Origin of the sequence: Azospirillum formosense, assembly GCF_013340925.1 — a bacterium.
In the GTDB taxonomy this organism is placed as follows: Bacteria; Pseudomonadota; Alphaproteobacteria; order Azospirillales; family Azospirillaceae; genus Azospirillum; species Azospirillum formosense.
Genome location: NZ_WHOR01000151.1, coordinates 1 through 13,888, shown reverse-complemented (window position 1 = coordinate 13,888; position 13,888 = coordinate 1). Strand labels below are relative to the sequence as shown.

Annotated in this window: 13 protein-coding genes and 1 riboswitch; all 13 genes read left to right on the top strand. The window is 68.9% G+C overall.

Going from position 1 to position 13,888, the window contains the following annotated elements; genetic code table 11:
- The first annotated feature begins 200 nt into the window (after positions 1–200).
- The 13 genes from GBZ26_RS18585 (at position 201) to GBZ26_RS18525 (ending at position 13,840) form a co-directional block, all read left to right on the top strand.
- Positions 201–881 carry a TorD/DmsD family molecular chaperone gene (locus GBZ26_RS18585; protein ID WP_174440113.1) on the top strand — a complete coding sequence of 227 codons (681 nt, stop codon included), beginning with the start codon at positions 201–203 and terminating at the stop codon, positions 879–881.
- Complete coding sequence (locus GBZ26_RS18580) at positions 871–1,080, top strand: twin-arginine translocation signal domain-containing protein (RefSeq protein WP_174440112.1); 210 nt, start codon at positions 871–873, stop codon at positions 1,078–1,080. The genes GBZ26_RS18585 and GBZ26_RS18580 overlap by 11 nt, the downstream gene beginning before the upstream one ends.
- A gap of 28 nt (positions 1,081–1,108) precedes the next feature.
- Positions 1,109–4,027 carry a formate dehydrogenase subunit alpha gene (locus GBZ26_RS18575; RefSeq protein WP_174440111.1) on the top strand — a complete coding sequence of 973 codons (2,919 nt, stop codon included), beginning with the start codon at positions 1,109–1,111 and terminating at the stop codon, positions 4,025–4,027.
- Positions 4,028–4,052: 25 nt separating this feature from the next.
- Positions 4,053–4,688: a formate dehydrogenase FDH3 subunit beta gene (fdh3B, locus tag GBZ26_RS18570; RefSeq protein ID WP_174440110.1), complete on the top strand. Its 636-nt coding sequence runs from the start codon at positions 4,053–4,055 to the stop codon at positions 4,686–4,688.
- A gap of 70 nt (positions 4,689–4,758) precedes the next feature.
- Positions 4,759–5,763, top strand: a complete 1,005-nt coding sequence (locus tag GBZ26_RS18565; RefSeq protein ID WP_174440109.1) for a formate dehydrogenase subunit gamma — start codon at positions 4,759–4,761, stop codon at positions 5,761–5,763.
- 74 nt (positions 5,764–5,837) lie between these two features.
- Positions 5,838–7,121, top strand: coding sequence for an acetylornithine deacetylase/succinyl-diaminopimelate desuccinylase family protein (locus GBZ26_RS18560; protein ID WP_174440108.1), 1,284 nt, complete (start codon positions 5,838–5,840; stop codon positions 7,119–7,121).
- Positions 7,122–7,163: 42 nt separating this feature from the next.
- The gene (locus tag GBZ26_RS18555; protein WP_174440107.1) at positions 7,164–7,739 is read left to right on the top strand and encodes a class I SAM-dependent methyltransferase; all 576 of its coding nucleotides are present in this window, start codon (positions 7,164–7,166) and stop codon (positions 7,737–7,739) included.
- Positions 7,740–7,797: 58 nt separating this feature from the next.
- A riboswitch (TPP riboswitch) is annotated at positions 7,798–7,927 on the top strand.
- A 76-nt stretch (positions 7,928–8,003) separates the two neighbouring features.
- Positions 8,004–9,083 carry a LuxE/PaaK family acyltransferase gene (locus GBZ26_RS18550; RefSeq protein WP_174440106.1) on the top strand — a complete coding sequence of 360 codons (1,080 nt, stop codon included), beginning with the start codon at positions 8,004–8,006 and terminating at the stop codon, positions 9,081–9,083.
- On the top strand, positions 9,080–10,543 hold the full coding sequence (locus GBZ26_RS18545; protein ID WP_246653830.1) for an acyl-CoA reductase: 1,464 nt from the start codon (positions 9,080–9,082) through the stop codon (positions 10,541–10,543). Before GBZ26_RS18550 ends, GBZ26_RS18545 begins: the two co-directional genes overlap by 4 nt.
- 10 nt (positions 10,544–10,553) lie before the next feature.
- Positions 10,554–11,324, top strand: coding sequence for an ABC transporter ATP-binding protein (locus tag GBZ26_RS18540; protein ID WP_174440105.1), 771 nt, complete (start codon positions 10,554–10,556; stop codon positions 11,322–11,324).
- A complete protein-coding gene (locus GBZ26_RS18535; protein ID WP_174440114.1) occupies positions 11,324–12,070 on the top strand; it encodes an ABC transporter permease in 747 nt (248 codons plus the stop codon). Before GBZ26_RS18540 ends, GBZ26_RS18535 begins: the two co-directional genes overlap by 1 nt.
- A gap of 7 nt (positions 12,071–12,077) precedes the next feature.
- Positions 12,078–13,055, top strand: coding sequence for an ABC transporter substrate-binding protein (locus GBZ26_RS18530; protein ID WP_174440104.1), 978 nt, complete (start codon positions 12,078–12,080; stop codon positions 13,053–13,055).
- 17 nt (positions 13,056–13,072) lie between these two features.
- Positions 13,073–13,840 (top strand): 3-oxoacyl-ACP reductase, encoded by a 768-nt coding sequence (locus tag GBZ26_RS18525; RefSeq protein ID WP_174440103.1) that lies wholly within the window; start codon positions 13,073–13,075, stop codon positions 13,838–13,840.
- Positions 13,841–13,888: the final 48 nt, after the last annotated feature.

Below are 13,888 nucleotides of genomic sequence, written 5' to 3'. Positions count from 1 at the left end.
CTTCGCAGGGGAGGGAGAATCCTGCGAAGCGGCGTCCGTCCCCTCCCCTGCGAAAGCGGGGGAGGGTTAAGGGTGGGGGCAACGCTGAGCGTGGCAGTCCGTCATCCTGCTTAGACTGCGCAACCTTTGAGCATTCCCGCTGTTGTCGCTGATGAGCCGGACCTTAACCGGCCACGGGAAAGGCGAAGCGGGGCAAGGGCATGGCGGAAACGGCCATCATCGACGACGCGGATCGGCTGCGGGCGCAGGCGTATGGCCTGCTGGCCCATCTCTTGGCGCGTCCGCCGTCGCGTGACCTGCTGGCCACGGTCGGGGCTCTGTCCGGGGACGGCTCACCGTTGGGCCGGGCCATCAGCGCTCTGGGCGTACGCGCCCGGACGCTCGCCGAGGAGCCGGATGGCGAACACCGGGCCGAGCGCGAGTATCATGAGCTGTTCCTCGGGGTGACGCGGGGCGAGCTGGTTCCCTTCGCCTCCTACTACCGCACCGGGTTCCTGATCGACCGGCCGCTGGCCCGCCTGCGCGAGGACATGCAGGCGCTGGGCATCGAGCGCGCTCCGGGCGTCAGCGAGCCCGAGGACCACATCGCCGCCATCGTCGAGATCATGGGCGCGCTGGCCGCCGGGACCGTCGGGACGACGGACGGCGAACCGGACCTGCCGCGCCAGAAGCGCTTCTTCGAGCGCCACCTCGCGCCCTGGGCGGGGCACTTCTTCCAGGATCTGGAGGAGGCGTCGGCGGCGGACCTGTACCGGCCCCTGGGAACCTTCGGGCGGCTGTTCCTGGACATCGAGACCAACGCCTTCGCGATGATCGCCGACGCCCCTTCGGCGTCGGCTCGCGGGGCCGACCAGCGGGAGGGCACGTTCCATGCACCGTGACGACAGCCAGAAGAAAGCCGGGCTGGAACGCCGCAGCCTGCTGAAGGGCCTCGGGCTGGGTGCGGCGGGGGCCGCCGCCGCGGCCGCGACCTTGCGGGCCGCTCCGGCGGAGGCGATGGATCCGGGGCCGGAGCAGATGAAATCCCTCTACCGCGACAACGACCATGTGAAGCGTTTCTACGCGTTGAACCGACTCTGACCGCGACGTTTTTTCAAAGGGCCGCCCCATGCTCGTCAAGCGCAACGCCGGAACCGCCGCCACCCGCGCCTCCCTCGCCCGCCGCCTGAACGGCCTGTCCGCGGGCACCGCCGGATTGGGAGAAGCCGTCGACCGCCGCGGCTTCCTGAAGACCTCCGGCCTCGCCGCCGGTGGCATGGCGGCGCTGGGCGCGCTGCCCGCCGCGATGATTCAAAAGGCCGAGGCCGGGCCGACCCTGCCCAACGTCGAGGTCGTCACCCGCAAGAACGTCTGCACCCACTGCTCGGTCGGCTGCACGGTGATCGCGGAGGTGCAGAACGGAGTCTGGACCGGGCAGGAACCGGGCTGGGAAAGCCCGATCAGCCAGGGCGCGCACTGCGCCAAGGGCGCCTCGGTGCGCGAGCTGACCAAGGGCGAGCGGCGGGTGAAATACCCGATGAAGCTGGTCGACGGACAGTGGCAACGCATCTCCTGGGACCAGGCCATCGAGGAGATCGGCGACAAGCTGCTGGAGATCCGCCAGCAGTCCGGGCCGGACGCCACCTTCTGGCTGGGCTCCGCCAAATTCTCCAACGAGGGCGCCTATCTGTTCCGCAAGCTGGCGGCCTTCTGGGGAACCAACAACGTCGATCATCAGGCGCGCATCTGCCACAGCACCACGGTCGCCGGGGTGGCGAACACCTGGGGCTACGGCGCCATGACCAACAGCTACAACGACATCCAGAATTCCAAGGCGCTGCTGATCATCGGCGGCAACCCGGCGGAGGCGCACCCCGTCTCGCTGCCGCACATGCTGCGCGGCAAGGAACGCAACCGCGCGCCCTTCATCGTCATCGACCCGCGCTTCACCCGCACCGCCGCCCACGCCACCGATTATGTGCGCATCCGTCCCGGCACCGACATCCCGGTCACCTGGGGCATCCTCTGGCACATCTTCGAGAACGGCTGGGAGGACAAGGAGTACATCCGCCAGCGCGTCTACGGCATGGACGAGATCCGCGCCGAGGTGAAGAAGTGGGACCCCGCCACGGTGGAGAAGGTCAGCGGCGTCCCCGGCGAGCAGCTCCACCGCGTGGCGGAGGCGCTGGCGAAGAACCGGCCGTCCACCGTCATCTGGTGCATGGGCATCACCCAGAAGACCACCGGCACCGCCAACGTCCGCGCCCTGTCGATCCTGCAGCTCGCGCTGGGCAACATCGGCGTGGCCGGCGGCGGCGCCAACATCTACCGCGGCCACTGCAACGTGCAGGGCGCCACCGACTTCGGGCTCGACGTCTCCACGCTGCCGTCCTACTACGGGCTGGCCGAGGGGGCGTGGAAGCATTTCTGCCGCGTCTGGGACGTCGATTACGACTGGATGAAGGCCCGCTTCTCCTCCAAGGAGCTGATGGAGGCCAAGGGCATCCCGACCACCCGCTGGTTCGATGGCGTCACCTACAAGCCGGAGGAGATCCAGCAGCCGTCGCCGCTGAAGGCCATGGTCGTCTTCGGCCACGGCGGCAACACCGTCACCCGCATGCCGGAGATGCTGAAGGGGCTGGAGCAGCTGTCCCTGCTGGTCATCGCCGACCCGCACCCGACCACCTTCGCCGCCTTCAAGGAGCGCCGGAACGGCACCTACATCCTGCCGGCCTGCACCCAGTTCGAGACGGACGGCTCGCGCACCTGCTCCAACCGGTCGATGCAGTGGGGCGAGAAGGTCGTGGAGCCGATCTTCGAGTCCAAGGACGACTACACCATCATGTATCTGATGGCCCGCAAGTTCGGCTTCGCCGACGAGATGTTCAAGCACATCACGGTGGAGGAGACCCGCCCGGTGCCCGAGGACATCCTGCGCGAGATCAACCGCGGCTGCCTGTCCACCGGCTACACCGGCCAGTCGCCGGAGCGGCTGAAGATGCACATGAAGCATCAGGCCGATTTCGACAAGATCACCATGCAGGCGACCAGCGGCCCGCTGAAGGGCGAGTATTACGGCCTGCCTTGGCCCTGCTGGGGCCATCCGGAGCTTCGCCACCCCGGCTGCGCGGTGCTCTACGACACCTCCAAGCATGTGATGGAGGGCGGCGGGGTCTTCCGCGCTCGCTTCGGGGTGGAGCGCAACGGCGTCAGCCTGCTCGCCGACGGCTCCTACTCCAAGGGGTCGGAGATCGAGGACGGCTATCCTGAATTCACCATGGCGATGCTGAGGAAGCTGGGCTGGGACAAGGACCTGACGGCGGAGGAGATGCGCGTCATCCAGGCCATCGGCGGCGACAAGACAGACGAGGTGAGCTGGCAGACCGACCTGTCGATGGGCATCATCCGCGTCGCGCTGAAGCATGGATGTTCGCCTCACGGCAACGCCAAGGCCCGCGCCGTCGCCTGGAACCTGCCCGACCCGGTGCCGCTGCACCGCGAGCCGATCTACTCGCCGCGGCCGGAGCTGGTGAAGGAGTATCCGGCGATCGAGGACCGGCGCGACTTCCGCCTGCCGCAGCTCGCCCGCTCGCTCCAGTTCAAGATTGCGGACAGCGACATCCGCCAGCGCTTCCCCTTCATCCTGACCTCCGGACGGCTGGTCGAGTATGAGGGCGGCGGCGAGGAGACGCGCTCCAACCCCTGGCTTGCCGAGTTGCAGCAGACGATGTTCGTGGAGATCAACCCCAGGGACGCCGAGCGGCTGGGCATCCGCGACGGCGGCATGGTCTGGATTTACGGGCCGGAGGACAACTCGAAGGCGCGGATGCGCGCGCTGGTGACCGAACGCATCGGCGCCGGCACGGTGTTCATGCCCTTCCACTTCTCCGGCTACTGGCAGGGCAACAGCCTGCGGGAGAATTACCCGCCGGGCACCGATCCCATCGTCCTGGGCGAGCCGGCCAACGGGGTGACGACCTACGGCTACGACCCCATGACCTTCATGCAGGAAACCAAGGTGACGCTGTGCCGCGTCGAACCGGCCTGACGCGCCGCAGCGAGGAGACACGACCATGGCCCGCATGAAATTCCTGTGCGACGCGGAACGCTGCATCGAGTGCAACGCCTGCGTCACCGCCTGCAAGAACGAGCACGAGATCCCCTGGGGCATCAACCGCCGCCGCGTCATCACGCTGAAGGACGGCGTGCCGGGCGAGCGCTCGATCTCCATGGCCTGCATGCATTGCAACGATCCGCCCTGCGCGGCGGTCTGCCCGGTCGACTGCTTCTACCAGACGGCGGACGGGGTGGTGCTGCACTCCAAGGACCTGTGCATCGGCTGCGGCTACTGCTTCTACGCCTGCCCCTTCGGCGCGCCGCAGTACCCGCAATCGACCAATTTCGGCGGGCGCGGCAAGATGGACAAATGCACCTTCTGCGCCGGCGGTCCGGAACCGGACAACTCGTTGGAGGAGTACCAGAAGTACGGCGCCAACCGGCTGGCCGAGGGCAAGCTGCCGCTCTGCGCGGAGATGTGCTCCACCCGTGCGCTGATGGCCGGTGACGGCGACGTCCTGGCCGACATCTACAAGGAGCGGACGGTGCGCCGCGGCTACGGCTCCGGCGCCTGGGGCTGGACCACCGCCTACCGCGAGGACGACCGCGGCCGCGCCGTCGGCCCGGGCCGCGAAGGCACCGGCGGGAGCTGAGCGGGGTGGGGGCAAGCGTCCCCCGATCGCCCGCCCCGCAAAGCGCATTTTCTCTAGGGAAGGACGCGACATGACGAAGCTCCTGCGCCCCCTGCTGGTCCTGTTCGTTCTGCTGCTCGCTGCCCCGGCGGTGCAGGCGCAGTTCTACCAGACGCCGGGGCCGACCTCGCCGACCTCGAAGGACGAGGTGCAGCTCTACCAGACGCCGGACGGCAAGCTGTCCGGGCGGGTCAGCATCCCCGACGAGAAGCTGGGCGTCCTGGTCCAGCCGGAAGGGCGGGAGTGGCGCGAGTTCCGCATGGTCTGGCTGAAGATCATCGCGGGGGCGCTGATTCTGGGGCCGATCGCGGCGCTGGGGATCTTCTACCTGATCCGCGGCACCATTCGCATCCAGGGCGGCCGGTCGGGGCGTCCGGTGCCGCGCTTCAACGGCATGGACCGCTTCGCCCATTGGACGACCGCCGTCAGCTTCCTGCTGATGGCGGTGACCGGGCTGATCGTGACGTTCGGGCGCATGCTGCTGATCCCGCTGATCGGCCACCCGAACTTCACGATGCTCGCCGAGGCCAGCAAGTACATGCACAATTTCTTCAGCGTGCCCTTCGTCCTCGGGCTGCTGATGATCTTCGTGCTGTGGGTGCGCGACAACATCCCGGAGAAGGCCGATCTCGTCTGGCTGAAGACGCTCGGCGGCGTGCTGAGCAAGTCCGGCGAGCATCCGGAGGCCGGGCGCTTCAACGCCGGCCAGAAGGGCGTCTTCTGGGCGGTGGTGTTCGGCGGCTTCGCGCTGTCGCTCACCGGCTTCCTGCTGATGATGCCCTTTGCCGTCACCGGGATCGGCGGCATGCAGATCCTCCATGTGGCGCACGGGGTGGTGGCCGCGCTGATGATCGCGCTGATCATCGGGCACATCTACATCGGCACCATCGGCATGGAGGGCGCCTTCGACGCCATGGGCCGCGGCGTGGTGGACGAGAACTGGGCCAAGGACCATCACCGCCGCTGGTACGAGGAGCAGATTCGCAACGGCCATGCCGATCCGGACGGGCGGCTGCGGCATCACGCGGCGGAGTGAGGCGCGGAACCGCTCGACAGGCGCGCCGGCTTGGCCGATCCTTCCGCGCAACCAATTGTGCGCAGGGGGGATGCATGCCGCTCGACCACCGGGAATCGCTGTTCCGCCGGATCGCGGAGCGGCGCGACGAGCTTGTCGCGCTGACCCGCGACCTGATCCGCATCCCGACCGTGAACCCGCCGGGCGACGTCTACACCGACTGTGCGGAGTTCCTCGGGCGGCGGCTGGCCGGGCGCGGCTTTCAAGTGGAGTATGTGCGGGCCGACGGTGCGCCGGGCGACAGCGACCGCTACCCGCGCACCAACGTGATCGCCCGCGTCGAGGGCCGCGAACCCGGCCCCTGCGTGCATTTCAACGGCCACATCGACGTGGTGCCCGCCGGTCAGGGCTGGACGGTCGATCCCTTCGAAGGGGTGGTGAAGGACGGGCGCGTCTATGGCCGCGGCGCCTGCGACATGAAGGGCGGGATCGCCTCCTCCATCATCGCCGTGGAAGCGATCCTGGAGGCGGGCATCCCCTTCCCCGGCGCGCTGGAAATCTCCGGCACGGTGGACGAGGAGTCCGGCGGCTACGGCGGGGTCGGGCATTTGGCGACGCTCGGCTACTTCTCCCGCCCGCGGGTCGACCACGTCATCATCCCCGAGCCGCTGAACGTGGACCGCGTGTGCATCGGCCACCGCGGCGTCTGGTGGGCGGAGATCGAGACGAAGGGCCGCGTCGCCCACGGTTCCATGCCCTTCCTCGGCAACTGCGCGGTGCGCCACATGGGCGCCGTGCTGCACCGGATCGAGACGGAACTGATCCCCCGGCTGGCCGCCAAGCGCACCGCCATGCCGGTGGTGCCGGAAGGGGCGCGGCAATCCACCCTGAACATCAACGCCATCCATGGCGGCCAGCCGGAGGACCATGGCGGCCTGCCCAGCCCGATGGTGCCCGACCGCTGCCGCATGGTCATCGACCGCCGCTACCTGATCGAGGAGGACCCGGAGGAGGTGCGGGCGGAGATCGTCGGCATCCTGGAGGATCTGCGCCGCGAGCGCCCCGGCTTCGACTATGAGCTGCGCGAGGTGCTGGCCTTCCTGCCCACCCTGACCGACGCCGACGCGCCGGTGGTGCGGGCGGTGGGGGCGGCCATCGAGGCGGTGCTGGGCCGCCCGGCGGCGCAGGTGGTGTCCCCCGGCACCTACGACCAGAAGCACATCGCGCGGGTCGGGCATCTAAAGGACTGCATCGCCTACGGCCCCGGCATCCTCGACCTCGCCCACCAGCCGGACGAGTATGTGGGCATCGACGACATGGTCCATTCCGCGCAGGTGATGGCGATGGCCGCCCTGTCGCTGCTGCGGCGGGAGGTGTAGGGTCGCGGTCGTGGCAACAACGGCTGGCGGGAAGCGCACGCGATGTCGGACCTCAAGCTCAACCTCGGCTGCGGCGACACACGGATGCCCGGCTACGTGAATGTGGACAAGTACGGCACCTTCGGGCCGGACATCGTGGCCGACCTGGAGGTCGTGCCCTGGCCGTTCGAGGAGAGCAGCGTCGCCGACGTCCAGCTCATCCACGCGCTGGAGCATATGGGCCAGACGACCGAGGGCTTCCTGAACATCATGAAGGAGCTGTACCGAGTCTGCCGCCACGGCGCGCGGATCACCATCAAGGTGCCGCACCCGCGCAGTGAGGGCTATCTCGGCGACCCGACCCACGTCCGCCCGATCACGCCCAACGTGCTGAGCCTGTTCTCGATGGAGGAGAACCGGAAATTCATCGAACGCGGCTGGCCCAACACCCGGCTGGCCATGCATCTGAACGTCGATTTCCGCACGCTGTCGATCACCTACGCCCCGACCCCGCGCTGGCACCACAAGCTGGCCTCCGGGGAGGTCACGAACCAGGAGGTGATGGAGGCGATGGAGAGCCAGAACAACGTCATCGACGAGATCGCCATGGTCCTGGAGGTGGTGAAGGCCGCCGCCTGAACCCGACCTTCTCGAACCCGACCGGCTTGACGGGCGGGGGCCGGTCCCTTAGCTTGCGAAGTGTTCCCTGGGGGGCCTCGCTAGGAGGCTGAGACTCCGCCGGTCCGGCGCCTTCATCCGGACAACGCGGTGACCCATCGAACCTGATCCGGGTCATACCGGCGTAGGGACGGGACTGAAGGGCGGCACCGCGTACCCCCATTCCATCCAGACACCGCTTGTCCCGGCAACAGTTTGTTGGCGCTGCAAAAGGTGTGTGTGGACGTGACCGAAGCCCGACTTGTCGAAGAGCTGCTGGCCTTCATCGCCGCCGGAGAGGCGGACGAGGAGGCGTTCAACCGTATGGCGCTGGCCGTCTTCGCCCACCAGTTCGAGACCAACGTCCCCTACCGCCGCTTCGCCACCCAGCGGGCGCGCACCCTGCGCACGGTGAAGAGCTGGCGCGACGTGCCCGCCGTGCCGATCAGCGCCTTCAAGGACCTGACGCTGAGCGGGCGCCCGCCGGAGGAATGCCCGCACGTCTTCATGACCAGCGGCACCACCAAGGGGGTGCGGGGCAAGAGCCACCATCCGACGCTGGCGGTCTACGACCGCTCGATGACCGTCAATTTCCGCCGCCGTTTCATGGGTGAATGGGACCGGCTGCGCATGGGCATCCTGTTCCCGACCGAGCAGGCGATGCCCAACTCCTCGCTCGCCCATTATCTGGCGCTGGCCAAGAGCGAATTCGGGACGGCGGAGAGCCGCTATCTCATCACCGACGCCGGGCTGGACGTGGACGGGGCCATCGACGCGCTGTCCCGCGCCGAGGCGACCGGTGAACCCTACGCCCTGCTGGGGGCGAGCTTCAGCGTCGTGCATCTGATGGACGCGCTGGCCGAGCGGGGGCGGAGCTTCGCTCTGCCGGCGGGCAGCCGCATCCTCGACACCGGCGGCTTCAAGGGCCAGTCGCGGGAGATGGCGGCGGAGGAGTTCTACGGCCGCCTGTCCGCCACCTTCGGCGTGCCGCGCCGGCTGTGCATCAACATGTACGGCATGACGGAGCTGAGCACCCAGTTCTACGACGACGGCAACGAGAGCTGTCCGTCGGTGAAGTCCGGCCCGCACTGGATCCGCAGCCGGGTCATCAACCCGCTGACCGGGCAGGAGGTGCCGCGCGGCAGCGTCGGCGTGCTGGTTCATCACGATCTGGCCCATTTCAACTGCGCCTCGGCCATCCTGACCGAGGACGCGGGGGTGGAGGTGGACGGCGGCTTCCAGCTTCTCGGCCGGGCCGATGGGGCGGACGCCAAGGGCTGCTCCATGGCGGTCGAGGACTTCCTCAAAGCGGCGCGGGCCCAATGACCGTTGGCTTGATGGAACGCGCCGGGCATCTGCCGGGGCTGTCCGCCGACGCTGTGGACTGGCGGACTCTGACCTTCCGGCGCGGCGCCGAGACGCTCGACGTGGCCGTCCCGGTGCTGAGCGAGGCGCAGATCGCTGAATTGGCAACGCGGGTGCGGACGAACGCGCGGACTTACCTGAGACGCCGCACCGTCGCGCAGATCGCCGCCACCATCGACCGCGCCGTCGCCCGGCTGCTCGACCGCGGCGATCCCTGGCGGCAAAAGGCGGAACGGCTGCTGCCGCTGGTCACCGGCTACGACGCGGAGATGGTCCGGCTGGGGCTGACCGGCTATCTGAAGACCTTCCGCGGGCCGGAGCTTCGGAAATTCATCGCGGAGGATTTCGCCAACCCGGCGGTGCTCGACGACTTCCAGCCTGTGCCCAAGGGCGGCTTCGCCCGCGCCTTCGGGCCGGAGCTTCTGCTGCATGTCTGGGCGGGCAACGTGCCGGGCCTGCCGCTGTGGAGCCTGATTTCCGGCCTGCTGGTCAAGGCGGGCACGGTCGGCAAGCTGCCGAGCGCCGAGCCGCTGTTCGCCGGCTGGTTCGCGCAAATCCTGGCGGAGATCGACCCGGAACTGGCCGACTGCATCGCCATCGTCTGGTGGAAGGGCGGCGACGAGGCGGCGGAACGCGCGTGGCTGGGCCGCGCCGACACGGTGGTCGCCTATGGCGGCAACGACGCGCTGGAGGCCATCCGGGCGCGGGTGCCGATCACCACGCGCTTCCTGCCCTATGGGCACAAGATCAGCTTCGGCATGGTCGCCCGCTCCGCGCTCGACGCCGGGAAGGCGGGGGCGGTGGCGCGGCAGGCGGCCTACGACGTGGCGCGCTACGACCAGCAGGGCTGCTATTCGCCGCAGACCTTCTTCGTGGAGCGCGGCGGGCGGGTGTCGCCGCGCGAATTCGCCGGCTATCTGGCGCACGAGCTGGACGCTCTCGGCAGCAAGTTCCCGCGCCGCTCCCTGTCGATGGGCGAGGCGGGCGGCGTGGCGTCCTGGCGCAACGCGGAGGAGACGAAGGGCTTTGCCGACCCCAGCCGCGCCCTGCTGGGCGATCCGGCGGGAAGCTGGGCCGTCGCCTACACCGACGCGGCGGACGGCTTGAGCCCTTGCGGCCTGAACCGCACGGTGACGGTGGTGGCGGTGGACCGGCTGGCCGACGCGGTGCCGGGGCTGGCGCCCTACCGCGCCTTCCTCCAGACCGTGGGCATCGCCGCCGCACCGGAGGAGCTGTTCGGGCTGGCCGGGGCGCTGGGAGCCGTGGGTGTGACGCGCCTCTGCGCGCTCGGCCGGATGACCGCGCCGGAGGCGGGCTGGCACCATGACGGGCGGTTCAACCTTCTGGACCTCGTCACCATGACCGAGATCGAAGGCTCGGCGGAACGGGCGGCGGACACCTTCGCCCCCTACACGGATTGAGGCGCCGGCCATGAGCTTCGTCAGCATCGAACAGGCCGGCTACGGCGTCCCGAGCGGCGGCACCATCCTGGACCGCATCGACTGGACCATCGGGGAAGGGGAGTTCCACGCGCTGGTCGGGCGCAGCGGCTGCGGCAAGACGACCCTGCTGAAGCTGGTCGCCGGGCTGCTCGCCCCCTCCACCGGAACCGTCCGCATCCAGGGGGCGCCGGTGCGCGGGCCGGGCGCGCAGGTCGGTTTCGTCTTCCAGGCGCCGACGCTGCTGGAGTGGCGGACCGTGCTCGACAACCTGCTGCTGCCGGTGTCGCTGAAGCGCCGTCCGCAGCCGGCGGACCGCCGCAAGGCCGAGGAGCTGCTGGAGCTCGTCGGACTGTCCGGGCTCGAAGGGCGCTACCCCAGCCAACTGTCGGGCGGGCAGCAGAGCCGCGTCGCTCTGGCCCGCGCGCTGGTCACCGAGCCGCCTCTGCTCCTGCTCGACGAGCCCTTCGCCGCGCTCGACGCCATTACGCGGGAGGAGTTGCAGAACGACCTGCTGAAGCTCTGCGCCCGGCACCGCACCACCGTTCTGTTCGTCACCCACGACATCGCGGAGGCGGTCTATCTGGCCGACCGGGTGGCGGTGATGGAGGGCGGACATCTGCGCCACGCCCTGCCGGTGCCGCTGGCCCGCCCGCGCGGGCGCGACGTCCGCTACAGCCCGCGCTTCAACGCTCTGTGCCTGGAGCTGCGCCATGCGATGGACGGCTCGAAGTCCGACGTGGCGCTGGAGCACGCGTCGTGATGGTCCGTGCCGCCTCCGCCCTGCTGCTCGTCCTGCTGCTGGCGGGGTGGGAGGTCTATTGCCGGGTGGCGGGGGTGTCGGTGCTGGTCGTGCCGCTGCCCTCGGCGGTGCTGCGCACGCTGTGGGATGGGCTGGCGGGGGGATACCTGCTGCCGCACCTCTGGGTCACCACGGCGGAGATGGCGATGGGCCTCGCCGCCGGCTGCACCGTGGGTTTCCTCGCCGGGGTGCTGCTGGCCGAGGTGCCGGTGCTGCGCCGCCTGTTCTACCCCTACATCCTCGCCAGCCAGGTGGTGCCGAAGCTGGCGCTGGGGCCGCTGTTCATCGTCTGGTTCGGCTTCGGCATGACCTCCACCGTCGTCATCACGGCGCTGATCTGCTTCTTCCCGCTGCTGGAAAACACCATGACCGGGCTTCAGCAGGTCGATCCCAACAAGCGGGAGCTGTTCCGGATGCTGCGGGCGACGCGCTTGCAAACCCTGCTGCGCCTCAAGATTCCCTCCGGCCTGCCGGTGATCCTGGCGGGCTTGCGCGTCGCCGTGGTGCTGGCGCTGGTCGGCGCCGTCGTCGGCGAGTTCATCGGCGGCCGGCAGGGGCTGGGCGCCTCGATCATCGCGGCGCAGGGGATGATGGATTCGACCATGATGTTCGCCCTGTTCATCGTCATCACGGTGCTGGGCATGATCGTTTATCAGGCCGCCGCCGGGCTTGAGCGGTGGCTGCTGCGCCGTCCGTGGAAAGGATAATCACACGATGTTCGGGTTCCTGCGCACTTTGGGTGCCGTCGCCGTTTCCGCCTTCCTGTTGTCCTCCCCCGCGCTGGCGCTCGACAAGGTGACCGTGGCGGGCTGGAGCCAGCCGATCAGCGAGATCACCAACCTGCTGGCCGAGCCGGACAAGGGCTTCTTCAAGGCCAAGGGGATCGATCTCGGCTATGTGCCGGGGACCGGCGGCGGCTCGGCCATCCAGAATATGCTGACCGGTCAGGCCGACGTGGCCTTCACCGACCCGGCGTCCTTCTATCTGGCGCTCGACAAGGGCGAGAAGCTGATCGCCATCTACAACATCTACCCGCAGAACGTCTTCAACGTGGTGTCGCCGAAGGAGCGCAACATCACCAAGCCCGAAGACCTCAAGGGCAAGCGCATCGGCGTCTACAGCCTGTCCAGCGGCACCCGCCAGAACCTCCAGGTGCTGCTGCATCAGGTGGGGCTGAGCGAGAAGGACGTGACCATCGAGGTGACCGGCCTCCTGAATTTCGCCCCCGTGATCCAGGGGCAGGTGGACGCCACCGCGGCGACCGACACCGGCCTCCATGTCGGGATGCAGAAGGGGTTGAAGGACATCAACGTCATCGAGGTCAAGGACACGCTGAACCTGCCCTCCGACATCTTCGTGGTGACGGAGGACACCTACCGGACGAAGAAGGACGTTCTGAAGCGCTTCCTCGCCGCCTACCGCGACAGCGCCGCCTGGATGATCGCCGAGCCGGAGGAGGCCGCCCGCCTCGCCGTGACCCGCGCCATCAACGGCCGCGACGAGGCCACCAACCTCGCCATCATCAAGCTGCGCAACGAATCCAGCGTGTCGGAGACGACCAAGGCCAAGGGCCTCGGCCACTTCGATCCGGAGCTGATGCAGAAGGGGGCGGACACCTTCAAGCAGCTCGGCCTGATCGCGGCGGACCTCGACATGGGCAAGCTGGTCCAGTCCGACCTGATCCCCGAGTAAGGAAGGTTTGGCCCACCATGGATTTCCGCGACAAGACCGTCCTCGTCACCGGCGCAAGCCGCGGCATCGGCGCCGCCATCGCCAGGGCCTTCGCGGCGGAGGGAGCGGCGGTCGCCGTCAACTACCTCCAGAATGCGGGTGCCGCCGAGGCGGTGGCGGAGGCCTGCCGCGAGGCGGGCGGCGACGTCTGGGCGGTGCAGGCCGACGTGACCGACGCCGACGCGGTGAACCGCATGGTGGAGCGCACGGTGGAGGAGTTCGGCAAGATCGACGTGGTGGTGAACAACGCCTTCCGCCCCTACGCCTTCGACCCGGAGAAGCGCAAGCTGTTCTGGGACACCGAGTGGGCGGATTACCGGGGGCAGGTGGATGGGGCGCTGCTCGGCACCTACAACGTCTGCCGGGCGGTGCTGCCGGTGATGCGGCGGCGGCCGGGCGGCAGCATCGTGAACATGGCGACCGACCTCGTCGCCCGGCCCACCGTGCCCTATCACGACTACACGACGGCCAAGGCGGCGCTGGTCGGCTTCAGCCGCAATCTGGCGGCGGAGCTGGGGCCGCTGGGCATCCGCGTCAACTGCGTGGCGCCGGGGCTGGTCTACCCCACCGACGCCAGCCGGGCGACGAAGGAGGACATGAAGGACGCCATCGTCGCCCAGACCCCGCTGCGCCGCATCGCCACGCCGGAGGACGTGACCGGCCCGGTGCTGTTCCTGGCCTCCGGCTGGAGCCGCTTCATGACGGGGCAGGTGCTGTATGTGGATGGCGGGTTGGTGATGGGGTGAGTGTTGCGGTGTGTGCCCCCCTCCCGGCCTCCCCCCGCTGCGCAGGGG

Excerpts from the sequence above, each read along its gene's own strand:
- GBZ26_RS18560 (WP_174440108.1), top strand. The coding sequence starts at position 5,838 with ATGCCGCTCGACCACCGGGAATCGCTGTTCCGCCGGATCGCGGAGCGG.
- GBZ26_RS18575 (WP_174440111.1), top strand. The coding sequence starts at position 1,109 with ATGCTCGTCAAGCGCAACGCCGGAACCGCCGCCACCCGCGCCTCCCTC.
- GBZ26_RS18545 (WP_246653830.1), top strand. The coding sequence starts at position 9,080 with ATGACCGTTGGCTTGATGGAACGCGCCGGGCATCTGCCGGGGCTGTCC.
- GBZ26_RS18555 (WP_174440107.1), top strand. The coding sequence starts at position 7,164 with ATGTCGGACCTCAAGCTCAACCTCGGCTGCGGCGACACACGGATGCCC.
- GBZ26_RS18580 (WP_174440112.1), top strand. The coding sequence starts at position 871 with ATGCACCGTGACGACAGCCAGAAGAAAGCCGGGCTGGAACGCCGCAGC.
- GBZ26_RS18525 (WP_174440103.1), top strand. The coding sequence starts at position 13,073 with ATGGATTTCCGCGACAAGACCGTCCTCGTCACCGGCGCAAGCCGCGGC.
- GBZ26_RS18585 (WP_174440113.1), top strand. The coding sequence starts at position 201 with ATGGCGGAAACGGCCATCATCGACGACGCGGATCGGCTGCGGGCGCAG.
- fdh3B (WP_174440110.1), top strand. The coding sequence starts at position 4,053 with ATGGCCCGCATGAAATTCCTGTGCGACGCGGAACGCTGCATCGAGTGC.
- GBZ26_RS18535 (WP_174440114.1), top strand. The coding sequence starts at position 11,324 with ATGGTCCGTGCCGCCTCCGCCCTGCTGCTCGTCCTGCTGCTGGCGGGG.
- GBZ26_RS18540 (WP_174440105.1), top strand. The coding sequence starts at position 10,554 with ATGAGCTTCGTCAGCATCGAACAGGCCGGCTACGGCGTCCCGAGCGGC.
- GBZ26_RS18565 (WP_174440109.1), top strand. The coding sequence starts at position 4,759 with ATGACGAAGCTCCTGCGCCCCCTGCTGGTCCTGTTCGTTCTGCTGCTC.
- GBZ26_RS18530 (WP_174440104.1), top strand. The coding sequence starts at position 12,078 with ATGTTCGGGTTCCTGCGCACTTTGGGTGCCGTCGCCGTTTCCGCCTTC.